Genomic DNA, 22,642 nt, shown 5'->3' with positions numbered 1-22,642 from the left:
CGGAGAGACAATACAATGGCAGTCAGTGCAAACCGGCTCGAACTTCTGCAGATCGCAGATGCAGTGGCGCGCGAAAAGGTCATCGACCGCGAAATCGTGCTTGCCGCGATGGCCGATGCCATCCAGAAGGCAGCGCGTTCCCGTTACGGTACCGAATCCAACATCCGCGCCGACATCAACCCGAAGACCGGTGAAATCCGTCTGCAGCGCCTGCTCGAAGTCGTCGAGAAGGCCGAGGATTATTCGACGCAGATCCCGCTGGAGCTGGCTCGCGACCGCAACCCCGACGCCGCCATCGGCGACTTCATTGCCGATCCGCTGCCGCCGATGGATTTCGGCCGTATCGCCGCACAGTCGGCCAAGCAGGTCATCGTGCAGAAGGTGCGCGAAGCCGAGCGTGACCGCCAGTTTGACGAATTCAAGGATCGTACCGGCGAAATCGTCAACGGTACGGTCAAGCGCGTCGAATACGGCAACGTCATCGTCGACCTCGGCCGTGGCGAAGGCATCATCCGCCGTGACGAAATGATCCCGCGCGAGAACGTGCGCTATGGCGATCGCGTCCGCGCATACGTATATGATGTCCGTCGCGAACAGCGCGGCCCGCAGATCTTCCTGTCGCGCACGCATCCGCAGTTCATGGTGAAGCTCTTCACCATGGAAGTGCCTGAGATCTACGACGGCATCATTCAGGTGAAGTCGGTTGCCCGCGATCCGGGCTCACGCGCCAAGATCGCCGTGATCTCGAACGATAGTTCGATCGATCCAGTCGGTGCCTGCGTCGGTATGCGCGGTTCGCGCGTTCAGGCCGTCGTCGGCGAGCTTCAGGGCGAGAAGATCGACATCATTCCCTGGTCGCAGGACCCGGCGACCTTCGTCGTCAACGCCCTGCAGCCGGCTGAAGTCGCCAAGGTCGTTCTCGACGAAGATGCAGAGCGCATCGAAGTGGTCGTTCCCGACGAGCAGCTCTCGCTCGCCATCGGCCGCCGCGGCCAGAACGTCCGTCTCGCCTCGCAGCTGACGGGTTGGGACATCGACATCATGACGGAAGCGGAAGAATCCGAGCGCCGTCAGAAGGAATTCAACGAGCGTACCAACCTCTTCATGGATGCGCTGGACGTCGACGAGATGGTCGGTCAGGTCCTGGCTTCGGAAGGCTTCGCCGCCGTCGAGGAACTGGCTTATGTCGATCTCGATGAAATCTCTTCGATCGACGGCTTTGACGAAGACACCGCGCAGGAAATCCAGACCCGCGCTCGCGAGTTCCTTGAGAAGCTCGAGGCGGAGATGGACGAGAAGCGCAAGGCACTCGGTGTTTCCGACGAGTTGCGCCAGATCGCCGGCATGACCGCACAGATGATGGTCGCGCTCGGCGAGGACGGCATCAAGACGATCGAGGACTTCGCAGGCTGCGCGGCCGACGATCTCGTCGGCTGGACCGAACGCAAGAACGGCGAGACGAAGAAGTTCGAGGGCCTGTTCTCGAAGTTCGACATTTCCCGCGTCGAAGCAGAACAGATGGTTGTGCAGGCTCGCCTGCTCGCCGGCTGGATCACCGAGGAAGACCTGGCGAAGGACGCTGAGGCTGTCGAAACCGACGCAGCCGAGCAGGAAGCGTAATGACGGCGAAGCCGGACACATCTCCTGAGGACGACGATCTTGCAGGTTACGACGTGAACGGCCGCATGTGCATCGTGACACGCGAAAGCGGATCGCCGGAAGAGCTGATCCGCTTCGTGGCCGCCCCTGACGGGACGGTGGTGCCGGATCTCAAGCGCGAGCTGCCCGGACGCGGCTGCTGGGTGAAGGTGGACCGGTCGTTGGTCGAGAAGGCGGTGGCGAAGAAGCTCTTCGCCCGCGCACTCAAGGCCGATGTGAAGGCAGCCGAGGATCTCGGCGAGCGCGTGGAGCGGCTGTTTCTGCAGCAGCTCCTGCAGATGATGAACATGGCGCGCAAGGCGGGCCAGCTCGTCACTGGCTCAGCCAAGGTGGATGCCGCAATTCGCAGCGGGGCTGCGCTTGCGGTGTTTCATTCGACGGATGCCGCCGCCGACGGCGTGAGAAAGATAGACCAGGCCCGCAAGGCCTGGCACCTCGGAATGGAAACCGAGGAGGAAATACCTTCCTTCCGTCTCTTCTCGGAGAGCGAAATGGAAGGGGTGATGGGCCAGAATGCTTTTATCCATGCTGCAGTGCTTGCAGGGCAGGCGGGTGAAGGTGTAGTGAAGCGCGCAAAGATGCTCGAACAGTACCGTAACGGCGGTCAGTCCCGGGCACCGGGCGGCGCTGGCCAGCAAAAACAATGATGCGGTCACCGGCGGAAGCCGGCCGCAATATCATTGATCGATTGTATGTGATTGACAGGGTCTGATGGCTTCATCGTTCCCTGTCCGAAGGAACGGGAACGAATGACCGACAGCAACGACGACAAGACACTCAGCGTAGCGGGGAAGAAGACCCTCACCTTGAAACCATCAGGGATGAGCCAGGGTACCGTTCGCCAGGATATGGGTCGCGGTCGCACCAAGGCGGTCGTCGTGGAGACCCGCAAGCGGCGCCCGATGCGCCCTGAAGATGAAAAGCCGATAACGCCTGCTCCGGCAGCTCCGGTGCGTGCGCCCGAACCGGCGCCGGCGCCCGTGCAGGCACGCCCGCAGCAGCCGGCTCCGGCTCAGGCTCCGGCTCCGCGCCTTCAACAGCCCGGCGGCCAGAACAATCAGCGCCCACAGCAGGCCAGCCAGCGTCCGCAGCAATCCTACCAGCCGCAACGCCAGCAGGATCGCCCACGTCCCGTGGTTCTGAACCATCTTTCGCCCGAGGAAATGGATGCCCGCCGCCGCGCGCTTGCCGATGCGCAGGCCCGTGACGCACAGGACGCCGTCCGTCGTGCCGAGGAGGAAAAGCGCCGTGCCGTCGAAGAGGCGGCACGTCAGGCTGCCGAAGCGGAAGAAGCCAAGCTGCGCGCTGCCGAAGAGGCTGCACGCCAGGCCGAGGCTGCGGCAGCAGCCCTGGCCGAACCACCCGCCGCTCCTGTAGCGGAAGCACGTGTTGAAACTCCGCGTCCGCAGCAGCCGGCACCGGCATCCGCGCCGGCCGCTCGCCGTACGGAAACCGCGCCGTCGCCCTCAACCGCCCGGCCGGCACCTGGTGCACCGGCTGGCGTCCGTGGTCGCCGTAGCGAAGGCGAAGAGGAAGATCGCGGCGCTTCGCGCGGCGGTCCGGTCCGCGGCCGCCCGGTTCGTCCGGAGCCCGCAAAGCCCGTGACAACCCGTCCGAAGAGTGAGGAAGACCGCCGCCGCGGCAAGCTGACCGTGACGACTGCAAACGTCGATGAGGACGGCAACGCACGCGGGCGTTCGCTTTCGGCCATGCGCCGCCGGCAAGAAAAATTCCGCCGCAGCCAGATGCAGGAAACGCGCGAGAAGATCACCCGCGAAGTCGTTCTGCCTGAGACCATCACCATTCAGGAACTGTCGCAGCGCATGTCTGAACGTGCCGTTGACGTCATCAAGTACCTGATGAAGGAAGGTCAGATGATGAAGCCGGGCGACGTCATCGACGCCGACCTCGCAGAACTCATTGCCGGTGAATTCGGCCATACGGTCAGACGCGTCTCTGAATCCGACGTCGAACTCGGTATCTTCAACGTGTCAGACGACCAGGGCGAGCTGGTTTCGCGCCCGCCTGTCGTCACCATCATGGGCCACGTCGACCACGGCAAGACCTCGCTGCTCGACGCCATCCGCCATGCCAACGTGGTCTCCGGCGAAGCCGGTGGCATCACGCAGCATATCGGCGCCTATCAGGTAGAGCAGAACGGCCAGAAGATCACCTTCATCGATACTCCCGGCCACGCGGCCTTCACGGCAATGCGTGCCCGCGGCGCGCAGGCTACTGATATCGCGATCCTGGTGGTCGCGGCGGACGATAGCGTGATGCCGCAGACGATTGAATCGATCAACCATGCCAAGGCGGCCGGTGTTCCGATCATCGTGGCGATCAACAAGGTCGACAAGCACGAAGCCGATCCGCAGAAGGTCCGTAACCAGCTTCTGCAGCATGAAGTCTTCGTGGAATCCATGGGCGGTGAAGTGCTCGACGTCGAAGTTTCGGCCAAGACCGGCAAGAACCTCGACAAGCTGCTCGAGGCGATCCTGCTGCAGGCTGAAATTCTCGACCTCAAGGCCAATCCGAACCGAACGGCGGAAGGCACGGTTATCGAAGCCCAGCTCGACCGCGGTCGCGGTGCGGTTGCGACGGTACTTGTCCAGAAGGGCACTCTGCGTCCGGGTCAGATCATCGTTGCCGGCGACGTCTGGGGCCGCGTACGCGCCCTGGTGACGGACAAGGGCGACCATGTGAAGGAAGCCAGCCCGGCGACCCCGGTCGAGGTTCTCGGTCTTTCCGGCACACCGCAGGCAGGCGACAAGTTTGCCGTCGTCGAGAGTGAAAGCCGCGCCCGCGAAATCTCGGAATATCGTCAGCGTCTTGCCCGCGACAAGGCGGCTGCCCGCCTGTCGGGACAGCGCGGTTCGCTGGAACAGATGATGACGCAGCTCCAGGCCACGGGCGTCAAGGAATTCCCGCTGGTGATCAAGGGCGACGTGCAAGGCTCAATCGAAGCCATTGCCGGCGCGCTGGAAAAGCTCGGCACCGACGAGGTTCGTGCCCGCATCGTTCATTCGGGCGCAGGCGGCATCACCGAATCCGACATCTCGCTTGCAGAAGCATCGAACGCTGCCATCATCGGCTTCAACGTTCGTGCGAATGCGCAGGCACGCCAGTTCGCCGAGCGCGAGGGGATCGAGATCCGCTACTACAACATCATCTACGACCTCGTTGATGACGTGAAGGCAGCGATGTCGGGTCTGCTTTCGCCGGAGCGTCGCGAGACCTTCATCGGCAATGCCGAGATCCTGGAAGTGTTCAACATTACCAAGGTCGGCAAGGTCGCAGGTTGCCGCGTCGTCGAAGGCAAGGTCGAGCGTGGCGCGGGCGTGCGCCTCATCCGCGACAACGTCGTCGTGCACGAAGGCAAGCTCAAGACCCTCAAGCGCTTCAAGGACGAAGTCTCCGAAGTGCCGATGGGCCAGGAGTGCGGCATGGCCTTCGAGAACTACGAAGACATGCGTAAGGGCGACGTCATCGAGTGCTTCCGCGTCGAGCACATCACGCGCACGCTCTGATCGGGCGACGATTGAAATCTTGAACGGGCGCCGGATGATCCAGTCCGGCGCCCGATCCATTTGGGATAAAGAACAATGGCAACAAGACCCACAACATCGGCACCCTCGCAGCGCATGTTGCGCGTCGGCGAGCAGGTTCGCGCAGCGATCACCCAGGTGCTGCAGCGCGGCGAAGTGCGCGACGACATTATCGAAGCGACCGTAATCTCGATTTCCGAAGTGCGGATGTCGCCCGACCTGAAGATCGCGACGGCCTATGTCACGCCGCTCGGCGTTTCCAACCACAGTGTCGTCATCGAGGCGCTGAACCGCAATGCGAAATTCATCCGCGGCCGGCTTGGACCGCAGCTGAGACAGATGAAGTACATGCCGGAGGTGCGCTTCCGCGATGATACCAGCTTCGACAATTACAAGAAGATCGACGACCTGCTGCGCTCACCCGAGGTGAGCCGCGATCTCGACAATGACGAAGAATAACAGAAGAGGCTTATGTCCAAACCACGCAAACCCAAGGGCCGCCCGATTTCAGGCTGGCTGATCCTCGACAAGCCGGTGGATTTCGGCTCGACGGAAGCCGTTTCCAAGATCAAGTGGCTCTTCAAGGCGCAGAAATGCGGCCATGCCGGCACGCTCGATCCGCTCGCATCCGGGATGCTGCCGATCGCGCTCGGCGACGCGACCAAGACCGTTCCCTATGTGATGGACGGCCGCAAGATCTACGAATTCACGGTCAGTTGGGGCGAAGAGCGGGCGACCGACGACCTCGAGGGTGAGGTGACGCAAAGTTCCGACAAGCGCCCGAGCGAGCAGCAGATCCGCGATATCCTGCCGAAATATATCGGTACGATCAGCCAGGTGCCGCCGCAGTTTTCCGCGATCAAAATCGCCGGCGAACGCGCCTACGATCTGGCGCGTGACGGCGAGGCCGTCGAGATCCCCTCGCGCGAGGTCGAGGTTCACCGCCTTACACTTCTCGCCTGCCCGGATGCCAATACCGCGCATTTCGAGGTGGAATGCGGCAAGGGCACGTATGTGCGTGCACTTGCCCGTGATTTCGGCCGCGAGCTCGGCTGCTACGGCCACATTTCAGGCCTGCGCCGTACCTTCGTAGCACCCTTCGCCGAAGAGACGATGGTGCCGCTCGAAAAGCTCACAGCGCTCGAAGCGATTGAGGACATGGATGAGCGTCTTGCCGCGCTCGATGCACTCTTGATTGACACCTGCGAGGCACTGTCGGCCTTGCCGCATCTTATAATCAGCGATGATCAGGCGCACCGCCTGAAGATGGGCAATCCGATCCTGGTGCGTGGCCGCGATGCGCCGGTTGCCGAGAGCGAGGCCTATGCGACGGCACGCGGCAGGCTGATCGCGATCGGCGAGATCGGACAGGGAGAGTTCCGGCCGAAGCGCGTTTTCGCCTGACGGTTACAACCAGCGGCAATTGTCAGAAGACAGTGATGCGGTATGTTTCCCGACGGGCCATGACGGCCCGTCGAAGGGGAAGAATATGCGCAAAATCGCTTTGGGAATGCTGACGTTCTTTTCGCTGATTCTTTCGGTTACGATCGCTCAATCTGACGATCGCTGGGCCGAACTGCCAGCCTTTCCTCCCATGCCGGAGCCGAAGGCGAGCGGCATGGCTGAAGTCAACGATATCAAGATGTATTACGCCGAATACGGCGAGGGCGACCCGATCCTGTTCATCCATGGAGGGCTCGGAAATGCAGATGTCTGGGGCTATCAGGTAGCCGATTTCGCGAAGGATCATCGCGTCATCGTTGCCGACAGCCGCGGACATGGGCGCTCGACACGCAGCCAGCAGCCCTTCGGCTACGATCTGATGACATCGGACTATGTTGCGCTTCTCGACCATCTGAAGATCGGCAAAGTAACCCTGGTCGGATGGTCGGACGGCGGCATCATCGGCATCGACATGGCGATGAAACATCCGGAGAAGCTTACGCGCGTCGTCGCCCAGGCGGCCAATGTGACGACCGACGGCGTCAAGTCCGACGTCATGAGCAACAAGACCTTCGCCGACTACATCAATGTCGCCGGCGAATATTACCAGAAGCTATCGCCGACGCCGAAGGAATACGATGCCTTCGTCAAACAGATCTCGGAAATGTGGGCGACACAGCCTACCTGGACGGCTGCGGATCTCGGAAAGATCACCGTGCCGGTCACGCTCGCCATCGGCGACCATGACGAGGCTGTGAAGCTCGACCATACAGAAATGATGGCCAAGGAAATTCCGGGCGCAAAACTCGTCATCCTGAAGGACGCCAGCCATTTCGCCATGCTGCAGGATCCCGAGGGATACGATGCGATGATCCGGGACGCCATGGCGGGGCGCTGAAAAACCGCTGCGGGGATCCCTCTTTCCATTGCCGCTTATTTGGTTTATAGGCAGCGCCAGCATTGGGGTATCCCCGATTGCATTCGCGGCCAAGGCTGGACGACATCCCGGCTTTTGGCGACTTTAACTCCTCTCATAGAAAGGATTGTCCGATGTCGATCACTGCTGAGCGCAAGGCTGCGCTGATCAAGGAATACGCGACCGTCGAAGGCGATACCGGTTCCCCGGAAGTCCAGGTTGCGATCCTCACCGAGCGCATCAACAACCTGACCGAACACTTCAAGGACCACAAGAAGGATAACCATTCCCGCCGTGGTCTGCTGACGCTCGTTTCCAGCCGCCGCTCGCTTCTTGACTACCTCAAGAAGAAGGACGAAGGCCGTTACACCAAGCTGATCACCGGCCTGGGTATCCGCCGCTAATGATTTTTCGGCGGGCGAAGCACTTCGCCCGCCGAATGTTTTTTCGGGAGTACCTCTCCCGGTGACATTTTCCAGGTGCGCGTTATCTGCGTGACTGGAAAGACGGCAGGCCCGGATGGGCCGGTTCTGCCAGACCAACCGTTGACCTGTCATGGGGCAGGATTGCCGGATGCTTTCGGCCAGAGTTTCGCAAGAGCTTTGGCCCGATTTCCCAAGGGAAATCGTCCGCTCGAAGCTTCCCGTTGTCTTGCCCGTGATACGTCACACTGATTGCGGTCGACCCTGCGCTGCTCCTGACGGAGAAGGCGCGCTGGCTGCATTGAAGGACAAGACATGTTCGATACACATAAAGTAGAAATCGAGTGGGCAGGCCGCCCGCTCAAGCTCGAGACCGGCAAGATCGCCCGTCAGGCTGACGGCGCCGTTCTCGCCACCTATGGCGAAACCGTCGTCCTCGCCACCGTCGTTTCCGCCAAGGCTCCGAAGCCCGGCCAGGACTTCTTCCCGCTGACGGTCAACTATCAGGAAAAGACCTACGCAGCCGGCAAGATCCCCGGCGGTTATTTCAAGCGCGAAGGTCGCCCGAGCGAAAACGAAACCCTCGTTTCCCGCCTGATCGACCGCCCGATCCGCCCGCTCTTCCCGGAAGGCTACAAGAACGACACGCAGGTCGTCGTTACCGTCATCCAGCACGACCTCGAAAACAATCCCGATATCCTGTCCATGGTCGCGACCTCGGCTGCCCTGACACTGTCGGGTGTTCCCTTCATGGGTCCGGTCGGCGCCGCACGCGTCGGCTACATCAATGGCGAATACGTTCTCAACCCGCATCTCGACGAGATGGATGAATCGAGCCTCGACCTCGTCGTTGCCGGCACCTACGATGCCGTCCTGATGGTCGAATCCGAAGCCAAGGAGCTTCCGGAAGACGTCATGCTCGGCGCCGTCATGTTCGGCCACAAGGGTTTCCAGCCGGTTCTCGACGCGATCATCAAGCTCGCCGAAGTTGCCGCCAAGGAACCGCGTGACTTCCAGCCGGAAGACTATTCCGCTCTCGAAACCGAAATGCTCGGCCTTGCCGAAGGTGAACTTCGCGAAGCCTACAAGATCACCCAGAAGGCCGACCGTTACGCCGCCGTCGACGCCGTCAAGGCGAAGGTGAAGGCACACTTCCTCCCGGAAGAGGGCGAAGCCCGCTACACGGCCGAAGAAGTCGGCGCGATCTTCAAGCATCTTCAGGCCAAGATCGTCCGCTGGAACATTCTCGACACCAAGAGCCGCATCGACGGTCGCGACCTCGAAACCGTTCGTCCGATCGTATCGGAAGTCGGCCTCCTGCCGCGCACGCATGGTTCGGCGCTCTTCACCCGCGGTGAAACTCAGGCGATCGTGGTTGCCACCCTCGGCACCGGCGAAGACGAACAGTATGTCGATTCCCTGACGGGCATGTACAAGGAGCGCTTCCTGCTCCATTACAACTTCCCTCCCTACTCGGTTGGCGAAACCGGCCGTATGGGCTCCCCGGGCCGTCGTGAAATCGGTCATGGCAAGCTCGCATGGCGCGCAATTCGTCCGATGCTGCCTTCCGCCGAACAGTTCCCCTACACGCTGCGCGTCGTCTCTGAGATCACCGAGTCCAACGGCTCGTCCTCGATGGCCACTGTCTGCGGCACCTCGCTCGCTCTGATGGATGCTGGTGTACCGCTTGCCAAGCCGGTTGCCGGTATCGCCATGGGCCTGATCCTTGAAGGCGATCGCTTCGCCGTCCTCTCCGACATTCTCGGTGACGAAGATCATCTCGGCGACATGGACTTCAAGGTGGCAGGTACTGCCGACGGCATTACCTCGCTGCAGATGGACATCAAGATCGCCGGTATTACCGAAGAGATCATGAAGGTCGCTCTCGGCCAGGCCCAGGGTGGTCGCGCCCACATTCTCGGCGAAATGGCGAAGGCCATCACCGAAAGCCGTGGCCAGCTCGGCGAATTCGCTCCGCGCATCGAAGTCATGAACATTCCGGTCGACAAGATCCGCGAAGTCATCGGCTCCGGCGGCAAGGTCATCCGCGAAATCGTCGAAAAGACCGGCGCCAAGATCAACATCGAGGACGACGGCACCGTCAAGATCGCCTCCTCCTCGGGCAAGGAAATCGAAGCGGCCCGCAAGTGGATCCACTCGATCGTCGCCGAGCCGGAAATTGGCCAGATCTACGAAGGCACTGTTGTCAAGACCGCCGACTTTGGCGCCTTCGTCAACTTCTTCGGCGCCCGTGACGGCCTCGTCCATATCTCGCAGCTTGCTTCCGAGCGTGTCGCGAAGACCCAGGACGTCGTCAAGGAAGGCGACAAGGTCTGGGTCAAGCTGCTCGGGTTCGACGAGCGCGGCAAAGTTCGCCTCTCCATGAAGGTTGTCGACCAGGCCACCGGCCAGGAAATCCCGGCGGCCGAAAAGGGCGACAAGAAGAAGGACGAAGCAGCCGAATAAGCTGCGTCTTCCACGCTGATATCCGGGCGCGGAATTGTTTCCGCGCCCTTTTTGTATTCGACCTTCGCACAGTTACGAACGGCTGTGCATTTTCCCTGGAATTGCTCCAGATGACGGGACCAGACCATGAGCCGCGAGACGCTGAAGACCCTCTTCCATCCCTTTGCCAGTGAAACCGTCACGCCACCAGGCGAAGGCCAGCGTGTGCTCTTCCTCGGCGCCGAGGCGGGCTTTGCACTTCCTGAGGGCTTTGCCGCCGCTCTGGATGCCGTACAGGGCTTCAAGCCGCTCTACAGGCAGCTCCTGGCCCAGCGCATCGAGGCGAAGCCAGAGATCGAAGGCGAAGACTATGATGCCGGCCTGGTGCTCTGCACCAAGCACAAGGGTGAGAACGAGGCCAATATCGCCGCTGCCCTTTCGCGTGTGAAGGCCGGCGGCCTAATCGTCATTGCCGGCGGCAAGGAAGACGGCATCCAGCCGCTGCGCAAGCGGATGGAAGGCTTCGGCCTCGATATCGAACATATGCCGAAATATCATGGGGTCGCCTTCTGGTTCGGCCGGCCGGCCGATGTCAGCGAGATCGTTTCGAAGTTCGGCAAGTCGGCGGTGCGGGTCGAAGGCCGCTTCATCGCCTCGCCCGGCATGTTCTCGCATGACAGGCTCGACGCCGGTTCACAGCTCCTCGCCTCGCGCCTTCCGACTGATTTCACCGGTGACGTGGCCGATTTCGGCGCCGGCTGGGGCTACCTCTCGGTTGAACTGACAGAGAAATCCCCCAACCTTGCCCGCCTTGACCTCTACGAGGCCAACTACGAGGCTCTGGAGGCTGCGAAGGCCAATCTGGCGGAGAACTGCCCGGACGCGCCTGTGCGCTTCTTCTGGCACGATCTTGCGGGCGAGCAGGTGCGCGACAAATACGATCTCGTCATCATGAACCCGCCCTTCCATGAGGGCCATGCTGCCGAACCTTCGCTCGGCCAGGCGATGATCAAGACCGCAGCCTCTTCGCTACGCGGCGGCGGTCGGCTGATGCTGGTCGCCAATCGCGGCCTGCCCTATGAGCCGGTTCTGGCGGAGCACTTCAAGGATAGCGGCGAAACCTGCCGCAACGCTCGCTTCAAGGTGCTGTGGGCCCGGAAATAGGCGAACAATAAAATCAACGGGCAATAAAAAAGGCGGCCATTGGCCGCCTTTTCTTTTGAAGTGTTCGTCGCTTATTCGACGTCTGCGTTGCGCAACGTTTCCAGCGCCGGCATCGACGTAATGTTAAAGCCGGCATCGACGAAGTGGATTTCGCCGGTCACGCCGGTCGAAAGGTCCGACAGCAGGTAGAGCGCGGAGCTGCCGACCTGATCGATGGTCACCGTTTTGCGCAGCGGCGCATTTCGCTGGTTCCACGAGAGGATCGCGCGGGCATCCGAAATACCCGCGCCGGCAAGCGTGCGGATCGGGCCGGCCGAGATCGCGTTGACGCGAATGCCGCGCGGGCCGTAGTCGGCGGCCAGATAGCGCACGGAAGCTTCCAGAGCAGCCTTGGCAACACCCATGACATTGTAGTTCGGGATGACGCGCGTGGAGCCGTTATAGGTCAGCGTCAGCATGGTGCCGCCGTCTTCCATCAGTGATGCACAGCGCTTGGCAATTTCCGTGAAGGAGAAACAGGAGATGACCATCGTGCGGCTGAAATTTTCGCGCGTGGTATCCGCGTAGAGGCCCTTCAACTCATTCTTGTCGGAAAAGCCGATGGCGTGAACGACGAAATCGAGTTTACCCCAGCGCTCCTTGATCGCGTCGATGACCGTATCGACCGAAGCGATATCCTCGACATCGCAGGGGAGCAGGAAGTCGGAGCCGACTTCTGCCGCCAGCGGCTTGACGCGCTTGCCGAGTGCATCGCCCTGGAAGGTGAAAGCCAGCTCTGCGCCCTGTGCAGCGAGCGCCTTCGAAATCCCCCAGGCGATCGAATGGTTGTTTGCGACGCCCATGATGAGGCCGCGCTTACCCTGCATGATTCCCGTCATGTTATTGTCCGTTATAGCGCTGGAATACGAGCGTGGCGTTGGTACCGCCGAAGCCGAAGGAATTGGAGAGAGCAATGTCGATCTTGGCATTGTCGATACGCTTGCGGACGATCGGCACGCCTTCGAATTCGGGATCGAGTTCCTTGATATGCGCGCTTTCGCCAATGAAGCCTTCCTGCATCATCAGCAGGGAATAGATCGATTCCTGCACGCCGGCGGCGCCGAGCGAATGGCCCGTCAAAGACTTGGTGGACTGGATATGCGGCATCTTTTCGCCGAAGACTTCGCGAATGGCGCCGATTTCCTTGCTGTCGCCAACCGGTGTCGACGTGCCATGCGTGTTGATGTAGTCGACATCGCCCTTCACGGTCGCCAGCGCCTGACGCATGCAGCGAATAGCACCCTCGCCCGAGGGGGCGACCATGTCATAGCCATCGGAGGTTGCCCCGTAGCCGATGATTTCGGCATAGATCTTGGCGCCGCGCGCCTTGGCATGTTCCAGTTCCTCGAGGACCAACACACCAGCACCGCCGGCGATGACGAAGCCGTCACGGCTGACGTCGTAGGCGCGGGAAGCGGTATCGGGCGTATCGTTATACTTGGAGGACATGGCGCCCATGGCATCGAAGAGGTTCGACATGGTCCAGTCGAGGTCTTCGTGGCCGCCGGCAAACATCATGTCCTGCTTGCCCCACTGGATCATTTCCACGGCATTTCCGATGCAGTGCGCGGATGTGGAGCAGGCAGACGAAATCGAATAGTTGACACCGTGAATCTTGAACCAGGTGGCGAGCGTTGCCGATGCAGTAGACGACATGGCCTTGGGCACGGCGAAGGGGCCGATGCGCTTCGGGCTGTTGTTCTTGACGGTGATCTCGGCGGCTTCGATGAGCGTGCGCGTGGACGGGCCGCCCGAGCCCATGATGATGCCGACGCGTTCGTTTTCGCTGTAATCCTTGTCTTCGAGGCCGGAATCGGCGATCGCCTGCTTCATGGCGACGTGGTTCCAAGCGCCCCCCTGCGAAAGGAAGCGCATCGCGCGGCGATCCACCAGTTCGGCGAGCTTGTCTGCGCCGAGCTTGGGGCTGCCCCAGACCTGGCACTTGAAGCCGTGTTCGGCGAAATCGCTGGAGAAGGAAATACCGGACTTTGCCTGGCGCAGGGATTCGGTGACTTCGGCCGCGTCGTTTCCGATCGAAGACACGACACCTAGACCCGTGACAACTACCCGTCTCATCTGATCAAACCCTTGTTGTTTTCGTGAGCCGCTCGAAATGCGGTTTTCAGGCCGTCTTATCTTTCGAGAGACCGACGCGAAGATCGGTCGCCTGATAAATGGTTTCGCCGTCCGCCTTCAGCCAGCCGTCAGCGGTGCCGAGCACCAGACGGCCACGCATGACGCGCTTGAAGTCGATGCCGTATTCAATCAACTTCGTGTGCGGGCGAACCATGCCCTTGAACTTCACTTCGCCGGTCGAGAGCGCCATGCCGCGGCCCTGTTCACCGAGCCAACCCAGATAGAAACCGGTCAACTGCCACATGCCGTCAAGGCCGAGGCAGCCCGGCATGATGGGGTTGCCTTCGAAATGGCAGGGGAAATACCAGTCGTCGGGACGAACATCGTATTCGGCCCGTAGATAGCCCTTGTCGAAGGCGCCGCCGGTCTCGGAAATGTCCGTGATGCGATGAACCATGAGCATGGGTGGCAACGGCAGCTGCGCATTGCCAGGCCCGAACAGTTCACCATGTGCGCAGGCGATAAGTTCTTCGTAGGAGTAGCTGGACTGTCTGGTCGTCATAAATCTCTGTTTCCCCCCGCGTTCTTGGCGATGGATGTGTGTCTTTAGTCCAAGTTCCTCAGAAAATGAAGCGCAAGCATGGCAGCTTCATTTTTTGGTCCTGGACCGGGCATAAGCCACTATTTGGTGGTCGCATACAGGAAGGCCAAGGCCGCGACCAGAGCTATTTGCGTCAAAAGCCCGTTTTTGCGGCCTTTCGAAGGCTCTTGTCCCCATTGAACTATTGAAAGGCTTTTGCGCAAAAGTTATATCGCTTGAACAAACATGATTTTCGCCAGAATAACCGGAGTTGGTGTTAATGACGGGTCAGACCCCGATCGCCATTGAGGTCAGGCTGCGCAGCGCAGGCCTGCGTCCCACCCGCCAGCGCGTTGCACTTGGCGATCTCCTGTTTGCCAAGGGTGACCGGCATTTGACCGTCGAGGAACTGCACGAGGAGGCGGTTGCCGCAGGTGTGCCGGTGTCGCTTGCGACCGTCTACAATACGCTGCACCAGTTCACCGAAGCCGGCATGATCCGCGTTCTCGCCGTCGAGAGCGCCAAGACCTATTTCGACACCAATGTCTCCGACCACCATCACTTTTTTGTCGAAGGCGAAAACGAGGTGCTCGATATTCCGATCAGCAATCTGACCATCGACAATCTGCCGCAGCCACCCGAAGGCATGGAAATTTCCCATGTCGACGTGGTGATCCGCCTGCGCCAGAAGCAAGGCTGATCTTACATCACATCGTCAGGATGCCGGCCCGGCATGTGTTTGTAGGTCGGGAATGTCCAGCCGAACCACAAAGCTCCAGCGCGCACTGCGAAGGCCGCTGCGACACCGCAGGCCGATGCGACATAGAGTTCGGCGCCAAGCGCATTGACGCCGGTAAAGACGCCCGATCCGACCAGCGCCGCCGTCACGTAGATTTCGGGCCGCAACAGCACCGAAGGCTCGTTTGCCAGAAGATCGCGCAGAATGCCGCCGAAGGTCGCCGTCAGGGCGCCGGTGACGATGGCAATCGTCGGCGAACCGGTAGCGGCAAGTCCCTTGGCGGCGCCAAGCACGCAATAGGCGGCAAGACCGACCGCATCAAGCCAGATCAGCAGGCGATAGCGCGATTCCAGCAGATGGGCGGTAAAGAAGACGACGACTCCCACAATACAGCAGATGACGATGTAGAATGGATTCAACACCCAGAAGACCGGTACGCGGCCGAGAATGATATCGCGCACAGTGCCGCCGCCTGTTCCCGTCACGATCGCAAAGAACAGGAAGCCGATCAGGTCCAGCTGTTTTCGCGAGGCGGCGAGCGCGCCCGTCGCGGCAAACAGGGCGATGCCGGCATAATCGAGATAGACGAGCAATGACATCGAGGCCTCCAGACCGGCAGAACGGCAGAACGGGGCACACTGAATCACTGCGGCAAGGGCGGCGCAAGGCGGCGCATGGAGAATGGAAGGCCAGAGAAGCCTTTATCCATAAGAGGAAAGCCGTGAAGACGCTGCTGCCCGTACTCCTGAACGTCATTTTGCTGCTGGTGATGCCAGTCGCAGCCGTCGCACAGCAATCGCTGATCTCCGACCCGGAGATCTACGAAAAGAAGCATTTCCAGGAGCAATGCACGGAAGCATCCTTCGGTGACGGCTTCCTTATTCGTCAGGATATCAACAATGACGGGCTGATAGACGCCGTCGTCAACGAGGGTCAACTTACCTGCGACGGCCAGAAGGGCCCGCAATGCAACGAAGACGGCTGCACCTATAATTTTTATCTTCAGGTGGCTGAAGGCGGCTACTTCATGATCGCCACCGCGCAGATCTACGGCTACGACTTCGTCCAGCGTTTCGGCAACATGGTGCTCGCCATGAAGATGAACCCGCGCTTCTGCGACCGCACCGGCGGCGATCCTTGCATCGTCACCACCCGCGTGCGGGGTACGAAATTCGTCACCATCTCCAAGAAATAGGTTTCCGCGCGGAAAAAGCGCCGGGGTTGGCCGACGAAGTGGCGACCTAGGAAGCCGTACCTTTAGCGAAGCGCGGCGGCCCGCTCATATTCGCAACGCTCAGGCTCGCCTGCTGTGCACCTGATGCGTTTGGGAAGCGATCTTCTGATTGAACCGACGCTGTAGCGGGCGGGGAATAAACAGACCTACAATCGCCAGCGCCATCGCGAAAATGGAGACCAGCCACAGCGCCGGCGCGCCCATAAGACGCGTCATAAGGGCTCCGCTGATGGCTCCGAGCACCATGCCGCCCAACGGCACGATCTGGATAACCCAGTCGAGGCGCCGGTCGCCGATAATCCAGCGGCCAATGCCGCGACCGAAGCGCGACAGCGCACCGGTCACATAGGTCAGGCCGATCGGCAGCCCTTCTATATGCTCGACCGCCGCATTCACCATGCCCATTGCGAGAACGATCGTATAGAACCGCGCCATCAGCAGATCCTGCAGCGTCATCATCGAGGCCAGCGCCAGCATGAGGCTGACACAGCAGAGCACGACGAAAATGCGCCGTTCGGCCCGGTGCGCGACGACGATGCCGGCGGCATTGCCGAGCACGAAGACGATGATGGCCGACATAAGCACCGCAGCATGCCTGACATCGCCGCTGCTCAGCGCCAGTGCTGCGCGCGTCGTATTGCCCGTCATGAAGGATACGAAGTCGCCGGTCAGAAGCAGGCCGGTCGCATCCGTCATGCCAGCCAGAAAGGAAATCGAGCCGACCAGCGCCAGACCGGTCGCGGTCCTGCGGGTTCTGATGATGCGGCGACGTCTTGCTCGTGTCATGGTCCGGGTCCGGGAGGCGCCGAATCGGCCGGCGTCAACGATGGATATGAAAACCCGTTTCCAGCTGTTGGCAAACCGGCAACTGAACAATCCTGACAGATGTCAGTTATGCTGACCTAAAATGCCTGTTGAAGTGCATCCGGGAAGATTTGGTGGAGCTAAGCGGGATCGAACCGCTGACCTCTTGCATGCCATGCAAGCGCTCTCCCAGCTGAGCTATAGCCCCATCAAGATGGTCCGGTCTGGCCGGTCCTGGGATACTCCGGAGGGCGTTTCCTCTGGAGTGGCGGCTTCTTACTTGCGGTTTTCGCAGATGGCAAGCCTAAAAAATCCGGCCCGGAATATTTTTGTCATCCGGGCCGGTATTCGTTCGATCAGACTTCGTCTTCGTCGCCGGTGACGCCGATGATGTCGCTCATGTCGTCATCTTCGTCATCTTCGTCGGCTTCGAGGAAGGTATCGTCGTCATCGCCTTCGATTTCGACATCGTCATCGCCCATATCGGGGATGTCGTCGCCGCCGGAATTGTCATCGGCGTCCTCGAGCGAAACCAGTTCGACTTCGGTGTTTTCGGTATCGACCTCGGCAACCTCGTCCTCATCCTGAACTTCGGCGACTGCCGAGGTTTCTTCGAAGAAGGACAGAGGGTAAGATTTACCGGTATAAGGAGAAACGATCGGGTCCCGGTTCAGATCGTAGAACTTCTTGCCGGTTTCCGGATCGGTGCGCTTGGTTCCAAGTTCCGCTTTCGCCACTATAAGCCTCGTGAGAATGGCCGAATGCAAGATTCGGCAAATGCCGTCAAACCGGCGTTCTATTCGGAATTTATAAGCCGGTCCCCTTAATCGGTACGGCTTCCCGTGTCAAAGCTAAACTTCACGGGGGGCCTCAGGCTTTCGCCCAGCCTGCCGGATGACCGCTCGGCAAGTTTGTGCTAACCAACCGCGATTGCCGCAAGGCCGACCGGAAAGACATACCGGCACCAAGCCGTGAGTGGCGCGAATATATCGCCGTTGCAAGGGATTAACCCATGTCGCAGGGTTCCGCATCGAAGCCGGCCATCGCCCGCAAATCCTCCGGGCTTTCCGGAACCATCCGTATTCCCGGCGACAGATCGATCTTGCATCGCGCACTGATACTCGGCGGACTGGCATCGGGCGAAACGCGTATTGCCGGGCTCCTCGAAGGCGAAGATGTGCTCAATATTGCGAAGGTGATGCAGGCCATGGGTGCCGTGATCCGCAAGGAGGGCGACACGTGGATCATCAACGGGACAGGCAACGGCGCATTGCTTGCGCCGGAGATTCCGCTCGATTTTGGCAGTTCCGGCACTGCCGTACGCCTGATCATGGGCCTTGCCGGCGCGTATGATTTCGACACCGTCTTTACCGGCGACGCCTCGCTTTCCCGGCAGCCGATGGGCCGCGTGCTTGATCCGTTACGCCGCATGGGTGTTCAGGTGAAGTCAGTGGAGGGCGATCGCCTGCCGGTTATGCTGCGTGGGCCGGAAACGCCATCCCCGATCCACCACACCCTGCCCCTCGCCTCCGCGCAGGCGAAGTCGGCGATACTGCTGGCCGGCCTCAACGTTCCGGGTGTGACGACGGTTATCGAACCGGCGATCACGCGTGACCATACGGAAAAGATGTTGGCCGGCTTCGGTGCAGAACTGTCCGCTGAGACCGACAAGGAGGGCACTCGGACGGTTCGACTGCAGGGACGCGGCAGGCTGATCGGCCAGAAGATCGATGTACCGGGCGATCCCTCCTCCGCCGCTTTCCCGCTGGTGGCGGCTTTGCTGGTGCCAGGCTCCGACATCGTCATTTCCAATGTACTGATGAACCCGACGCGGGCAGCACTGATCCTGACACTGCGGGAGATGCGTGCGGATATCGAGATCCTCAATCCGCGGGTTTCGGGCGGCGAGGATGTGGCGGATTTGCGGGTGCGTCATTCCGAACTGACCGGAACCACCGTTCCAGCAGAGCGGACGCCATCGATGATGGACGACTATCCTGTTCTTGCTGTCGCCGCCGGCTTCGCCAAGGGCCGGACGGTCATGAATGGGCTGCAGGAACTGCGGATCAACGAGCCGGAGCGGCTCTCAATCATTGCGGAAGGGCTTAAGCTCAACGGCGTCGATTGCGAGGAAGGCCTGGACTGGCTTGCGGTCACCGGCCGGACGGACGGAAAGGGGCTCGGCAATGCAGGCCTTGTGCCGGTCTCTACGCATCTCGACCATCGCGTCGCCATGAGTTTCCTTGTCATGGGATTGGCTTCGGAGCATCCTGTCGGTATCGATGACAGCAGCATGATTGCGGTCCGCTTTCCGCAGTTCATGGATCTGATGAAAAGCCTTGGGGCAGAGATCGAACGGGCCTGACATGTACCAGCCACCGCATTTTCGCGAGGATGATCTCAATGTGCAGCATGCGCTTATCCGCGCACATCCGCTTGGCCTGCTGATCACGGCGGGCGCCTCCGGTCTGATTGCCAATTCGGTGCCATTCCATCTTGATGCCGAGGCTTCCGGCAAAGGAACCTTGCGGCTGCATCTGGCGCGCGCGAACGGTCAGTGGCGCGATATCGCCGCCGGTACACCCATACTTGCCGTCTTCCAGGGGGTCGATTCCTATATCACGCCGTCCTGGTACCAGACCAAGGCCGAGACCGGCAACGTGGTTCCGACCTGGAACTATGCGGTCGTGCAGGCGCGCGGGCCTGCACGGGTGATCGAAGATGCCGCCTGGCTCCTCGCGCAGATCAACGCGCTCACCGGTCAGCAGGAGGGCCTGCGTGAAAAGCCGTGGGCCGTCAGCGATGCACCTGACGATTTCATCCGTGCGCAACTGAAAGGCATTGTCGGCATCGAAATCGAAATCGCCGAGATCGACGGTAAATGGAAAGTCAGCCAGAATCGGCCGGTTGCCGACCGCGAAGGTGTTGCCAAGGGCCTCAACGAAATGGCAGAGCAGGCCGAAATGCAGGAACTGGTGCGCCGCTATGGCGGCCTTGGCACGGAATGACGTCATGACGGACAGTTTCATCATCGCCATCGACGGTCCGGCCGCGGCGGGCAAGGGCACGCTTTCGCGAGGGATCGCCGAGCAATACGGCTTCCATCACCTCGATACAGGTCTGACCTACAGGGCGACGGCCAAGGCGCTCATCGATGCCGGACTGCCACTTGATGACGAGACTGTCGCCGAAAAGATGGCACGTGAGGTTGAACTCGCCGGACTGGATCGCAATATATTGTCGAGACACGAGATCGGTGAGGCCGCATCGAAAATTGCTGTCATGCCGGCAGTTCGCCGGGCGCTGGTCGAGGCGCAGCGGCGGTTTTCTAAGAAGGTGCCAGGAACGGTTCTCGACGGGCGCGATATCGGCACCGTCGTCTGCCCTGCGGCACCTGTGAAACTCTATGTGACGGCATCGCCGGAAGTGCGCGCAAGACGCCGCTACGACGAGATCATCGGCAAGGGGGGTACAGCAGATTTCGACGCAATCTTCGAGGACGTCAAACGACGCGACGATCGCGACATGAACAGGGCGGACAGCCCGATGAAGCCGGCCGTCGATGCGCACTTGCTTGACACGTCGGAAATGAGTATAGAGGCCGCGTTTCAAGCTGCTCAGTCGATTATCGACGCCGCCTTGAGCCGAAATGCCTAAATCAAGCGGTTTCCGTGTTCGTGCGCGGGACGCTCATGCGAAAGCAAGCCTGAAATTCCGTCCAAGCGCCGGATTGCCTTCTTGAAAGAGGGCGGACTGGGTTCAGGCCCATTCAACTCGAACCAACCGGCGCATACGTGAGCCTTGACGCTATCGAAGGCCACGCAGGAGATTTTATGTCAGTAGCAACTCCCTCTCGCGAGGATTTCGCGGCCCTTCTCGAAGAGTCCTTTGCCAAGAATGATCTGGCTGAAGGCTATGTTACCAAGGGTATCGTCACGGGCATCGAAAAGGATGTCGCCGTTGTTGACGTCGGCCTGAAGGTCGAAGGCCGCATCGCGCTCAAGGAATTCGGCGCACGTGCCAAGGACGGCCAGCTCAAGGTTGGCGATGAAGTCGAAGTCTACGTCGAGCGTATCGAAAACGCGCTCGGTGAAGCCGTTCTGTCGCGCGAGAAGGCTCGCCGCGAAGAAAGCTGGGTCAAGCTCGAAGCCAAGTTCGAAGCTGGCGAGCGTGTCGAAGGCGTTATCTTCAACCAGGTCAAGGGCGGCTTCACGGTCGATCTCGACGGTGCGATCGCCTTCCTGCCGCGCTCTCAGGTCGATATCCGCCCGATCCGCGACGTTACCCCGCTGATGCACAACCCGCAGCCCTTCGAAATCCTCAAGATGGACAAGCGTCGCGGCAACATCGTGGTTTCGCGCCGTACGGTTCTGGAAGAATCCCGTGCCGAGCAGCGTTCTGAGATCGTTCAGAACCTCGAAGAAGGCCAGGTTGTTGACGGCGTCGTCAAGAACATCACCGATTACGGTGCGTTCGTTGACCTCGGCGGCATCGACGGCCTGCTGCACGTCACCGACATGGCATGGCGCCGTGTGAACCATCCGTCGGAAATCCTGAACATCGGCCAGCAGGTCAAGGTTCAGATCATCCGCATCAACCAGGAAACCCACCGCATCTCGCTCGGCATGAAGCAGCTCGAGTCCGATCCGTGGGATGGCATCCAGGCCAAGTATCCGGAAGGCAAGAAGATTTCCGGTACCGTTACGAACATCACCGACTACGGTGCGTTCGTCGAGCTGGAGCCGGGCATCGAAGGCCTGATCCACATCTCGGAAATGTCCTGGACCAAGAAGAACGTTCACCCCGGCAAGATCCTGTCCACGAGCCAGGAAGTCGAAGTCGTCGTTCTCGAAGTCGATCCGTCCAAGCGCCGTATTTCGCTCGGCCTCAAGCAGACGCTGGAAAACCCGTGGGCAGCATTCGCCCGCAGCCATCCGGCCGGCACTGAAGTCGAAGGCGAAGTCAAGAACAAGACCGAATTCGGCCTGTTCATCGGCCTCGACGGCGACGTCGACGGCATGGTTCACCTCTCCGACCTCGACTGGAACCGTCCGGGCGAACAGGTCATCGAGGAGTTCAACAAGGGCGACGTCGTCAAGGCTGTCGTTCTCGACGTCGACGTCGAAAAGGAACGCATCTCGCTCGGCATCAAGCAGCTCGGCAAGGATGCAGTTGGCGAAGCCGCTGCTTCCGGCGACCTGCGCAAGAACGCTGTCGTTTCGTGCGAAGTCATCGCTGTCAACGACGGTGGTATCGAAGTGAAGCTCGTCAACCACGAAGACATCACTTCCTTCATCCGTCGCGCCGACCTCGCTCGCGATCGCGACGAACAGCGTCCGGAACGCTTCTCGGTCGGCCAGACCGTTGATGCCCGCGTTACCAACTTCTCCAAGAAGGACCGCAAGATCATGCTGTCCATCAAGGCTCTGGAAATCGCGGAAGAGAAGGAAGCCGTTGCTCAGTTCGGTTCGTCCGACTCCGGCGCTTCCCTCGGCGACATTCTCGGCGCGGCTCTGAAGAACCGCGGCGGCGAATAATCCTTCGCTGATCCATTGAAATGAAGAACCCGCCGGAGC

21 protein-coding genes and 1 tRNA gene are annotated in these 22,642 nt (G+C 60.5%); 15 read left to right on the top strand and 7 right to left on the bottom strand.

Annotated elements, in window-relative coordinates:
- Positions 1-15 precede the first annotated feature (15 nt).
- From nusA to FHT93_RS11260, 9 genes are all read left to right on the top strand, one after another.
- Positions 16-1,620, top strand: coding sequence for a transcription termination factor NusA (gene nusA, locus FHT93_RS11300; RefSeq protein ID WP_112970192.1), 1,605 nt, complete (start codon positions 16-18; stop codon positions 1,618-1,620).
- Positions 1,620-2,306, top strand: a complete 687-nt coding sequence (locus tag FHT93_RS11295) for an RNA-binding protein (protein WP_112542849.1) — start codon at positions 1,620-1,622, stop codon at positions 2,304-2,306. Before nusA ends, FHT93_RS11295 begins: the two co-directional genes overlap by 1 nt.
- A gap of 102 nt (positions 2,307-2,408) precedes the next feature.
- Complete coding sequence (gene infB, locus FHT93_RS11290; protein ID WP_113016181.1) at positions 2,409-5,186, top strand: translation initiation factor IF-2; 2,778 nt, start codon at positions 2,409-2,411, stop codon at positions 5,184-5,186.
- A gap of 75 nt (positions 5,187-5,261) precedes the next feature.
- Positions 5,262-5,663, top strand: a complete 402-nt coding sequence (rbfA, locus tag FHT93_RS11285; protein ID WP_112542851.1) for a 30S ribosome-binding factor RbfA — start codon at positions 5,262-5,264, stop codon at positions 5,661-5,663.
- Positions 5,664-5,675: 12 nt separating this feature from the next.
- The gene (gene truB, locus FHT93_RS11280; protein ID WP_113016180.1) at positions 5,676-6,608 is read left to right on the top strand and encodes a tRNA pseudouridine(55) synthase TruB; all 933 of its coding nucleotides are present in this window, start codon (positions 5,676-5,678) and stop codon (positions 6,606-6,608) included.
- Positions 6,609-6,693: 85 nt separating this feature from the next.
- Positions 6,694-7,545, top strand: a complete 852-nt coding sequence (locus FHT93_RS11275; protein WP_113016179.1) for an alpha/beta hydrolase — start codon at positions 6,694-6,696, stop codon at positions 7,543-7,545.
- A 152-nt stretch (positions 7,546-7,697) separates the two neighbouring features.
- Complete coding sequence (gene rpsO / locus FHT93_RS11270) at positions 7,698-7,967, top strand: 30S ribosomal protein S15 (protein ID WP_112542854.1); 270 nt, start codon at positions 7,698-7,700, stop codon at positions 7,965-7,967.
- 333 nt (positions 7,968-8,300) lie between these two features.
- Complete coding sequence (gene pnp / locus FHT93_RS11265) at positions 8,301-10,451, top strand: polyribonucleotide nucleotidyltransferase (protein WP_112970197.1); 2,151 nt, start codon at positions 8,301-8,303, stop codon at positions 10,449-10,451.
- 126 nt (positions 10,452-10,577) lie between these two features.
- On the top strand, positions 10,578-11,594 hold the full coding sequence (locus tag FHT93_RS11260) for a class I SAM-dependent methyltransferase (protein WP_183847655.1): 1,017 nt from the start codon (positions 10,578-10,580) through the stop codon (positions 11,592-11,594).
- 71 nt (positions 11,595-11,665) lie between these two features.
- Here FHT93_RS11260 and fabI read toward each other — a convergent pair whose 3' ends face one another.
- From fabI to fabA, 3 genes are read right to left on the bottom strand one after another with little or no spacing between them, the layout of a single operon-like run.
- A complete protein-coding gene (gene fabI, locus FHT93_RS11255) occupies positions 11,666-12,472 on the bottom strand; it encodes an enoyl-ACP reductase FabI (protein ID WP_112542857.1) in 807 nt (268 codons plus the stop codon).
- A gap of 1 nt (position 12,473) precedes the next feature.
- A complete protein-coding gene (gene fabB, locus FHT93_RS11250) occupies positions 12,474-13,709 on the bottom strand; it encodes a beta-ketoacyl-ACP synthase I (protein ID WP_113207247.1) in 1,236 nt (411 codons plus the stop codon).
- Between the two features lie 46 nt (positions 13,710-13,755).
- Positions 13,756-14,271: a 3-hydroxyacyl-[acyl-carrier-protein] dehydratase FabA gene (gene fabA, locus FHT93_RS11245; protein ID WP_007814145.1), complete on the bottom strand. Its 516-nt coding sequence runs from the start codon at positions 14,269-14,271 to the stop codon at positions 13,756-13,758.
- A 298-nt stretch (positions 14,272-14,569) separates the two neighbouring features.
- Between fabA and irrA the strand changes: the two genes are divergently transcribed.
- Positions 14,570-14,989: an iron response transcriptional regulator IrrA gene (gene irrA / locus FHT93_RS11240; protein WP_018114608.1), complete on the top strand. Its 420-nt coding sequence runs from the start codon at positions 14,570-14,572 to the stop codon at positions 14,987-14,989.
- A gap of 2 nt (positions 14,990-14,991) precedes the next feature.
- Here irrA and FHT93_RS11235 read toward each other — a convergent pair whose 3' ends face one another.
- Positions 14,992-15,627 carry a trimeric intracellular cation channel family protein gene (locus FHT93_RS11235; protein WP_112542860.1) on the bottom strand — a complete coding sequence of 212 codons (636 nt, stop codon included), beginning with the start codon at positions 15,625-15,627 and terminating at the stop codon, positions 14,992-14,994.
- A gap of 122 nt (positions 15,628-15,749) precedes the next feature.
- Between FHT93_RS11235 and FHT93_RS11230 the strand changes: the two genes are divergently transcribed.
- Positions 15,750-16,223 (top strand): hypothetical protein, encoded by a 474-nt coding sequence (locus tag FHT93_RS11230; protein ID WP_018114606.1) that lies wholly within the window; start codon positions 15,750-15,752, stop codon positions 16,221-16,223.
- A gap of 99 nt (positions 16,224-16,322) precedes the next feature.
- Here FHT93_RS11230 and FHT93_RS11225 read toward each other — a convergent pair whose 3' ends face one another.
- The 3 genes from FHT93_RS11225 to FHT93_RS11215 form a co-directional block, all read right to left on the bottom strand.
- Entirely contained in the window at positions 16,323-17,048 is a 726-nt protein-coding gene (locus tag FHT93_RS11225) for a YoaK family protein (RefSeq protein ID WP_112970200.1), read from the bottom strand.
- 150 nt (positions 17,049-17,198) lie between these two features.
- A tRNA-Ala gene (locus tag FHT93_RS11220) sits at positions 17,199-17,274 on the bottom strand.
- Between the two features lie 148 nt (positions 17,275-17,422).
- Positions 17,423-17,803 carry a TIGR02300 family protein gene (locus tag FHT93_RS11215; RefSeq protein WP_112542861.1) on the bottom strand — a complete coding sequence of 127 codons (381 nt, stop codon included), beginning with the start codon at positions 17,801-17,803 and terminating at the stop codon, positions 17,423-17,425.
- A 275-nt stretch (positions 17,804-18,078) separates the two neighbouring features.
- On the opposite strand from FHT93_RS11215, the gene aroA reads away from it, so the two are divergent.
- The 4 genes from aroA to rpsA all read left to right on the top strand — a co-directional run bounded on the left by aroA (position 18,079) and on the right by rpsA (position 22,603).
- Positions 18,079-19,431 (top strand): 3-phosphoshikimate 1-carboxyvinyltransferase, encoded by a 1,353-nt coding sequence (gene aroA / locus FHT93_RS11210; protein WP_183847653.1) that lies wholly within the window; start codon positions 18,079-18,081, stop codon positions 19,429-19,431.
- 1 nt (position 19,432) lies between these two features.
- Positions 19,433-20,074 carry an FMN-binding negative transcriptional regulator gene (locus tag FHT93_RS11205; RefSeq protein ID WP_183847651.1) on the top strand — a complete coding sequence of 214 codons (642 nt, stop codon included), beginning with the start codon at positions 19,433-19,435 and terminating at the stop codon, positions 20,072-20,074.
- A 4-nt stretch (positions 20,075-20,078) separates the two neighbouring features.
- Positions 20,079-20,723, top strand: a complete 645-nt coding sequence (gene cmk, locus FHT93_RS11200; RefSeq protein WP_246781596.1) for a (d)CMP kinase — start codon at positions 20,079-20,081, stop codon at positions 20,721-20,723.
- A gap of 176 nt (positions 20,724-20,899) precedes the next feature.
- Positions 20,900-22,603 (top strand): 30S ribosomal protein S1, encoded by a 1,704-nt coding sequence (gene rpsA / locus FHT93_RS11195; RefSeq protein WP_112542865.1) that lies wholly within the window; start codon positions 20,900-20,902, stop codon positions 22,601-22,603.
- Positions 22,604-22,642 lie beyond the last annotated feature (39 nt).

It is taken from the genome of Rhizobium sp. BK379, from assembly GCF_014193955.1.
GTDB lineage: Bacteria > Pseudomonadota > Alphaproteobacteria > Rhizobiales > Rhizobiaceae > Rhizobium.
The sequence above is the reverse complement of the archived record's forward strand: the minus strand, read 5'-3'. Positions and strand labels throughout refer to the sequence as shown.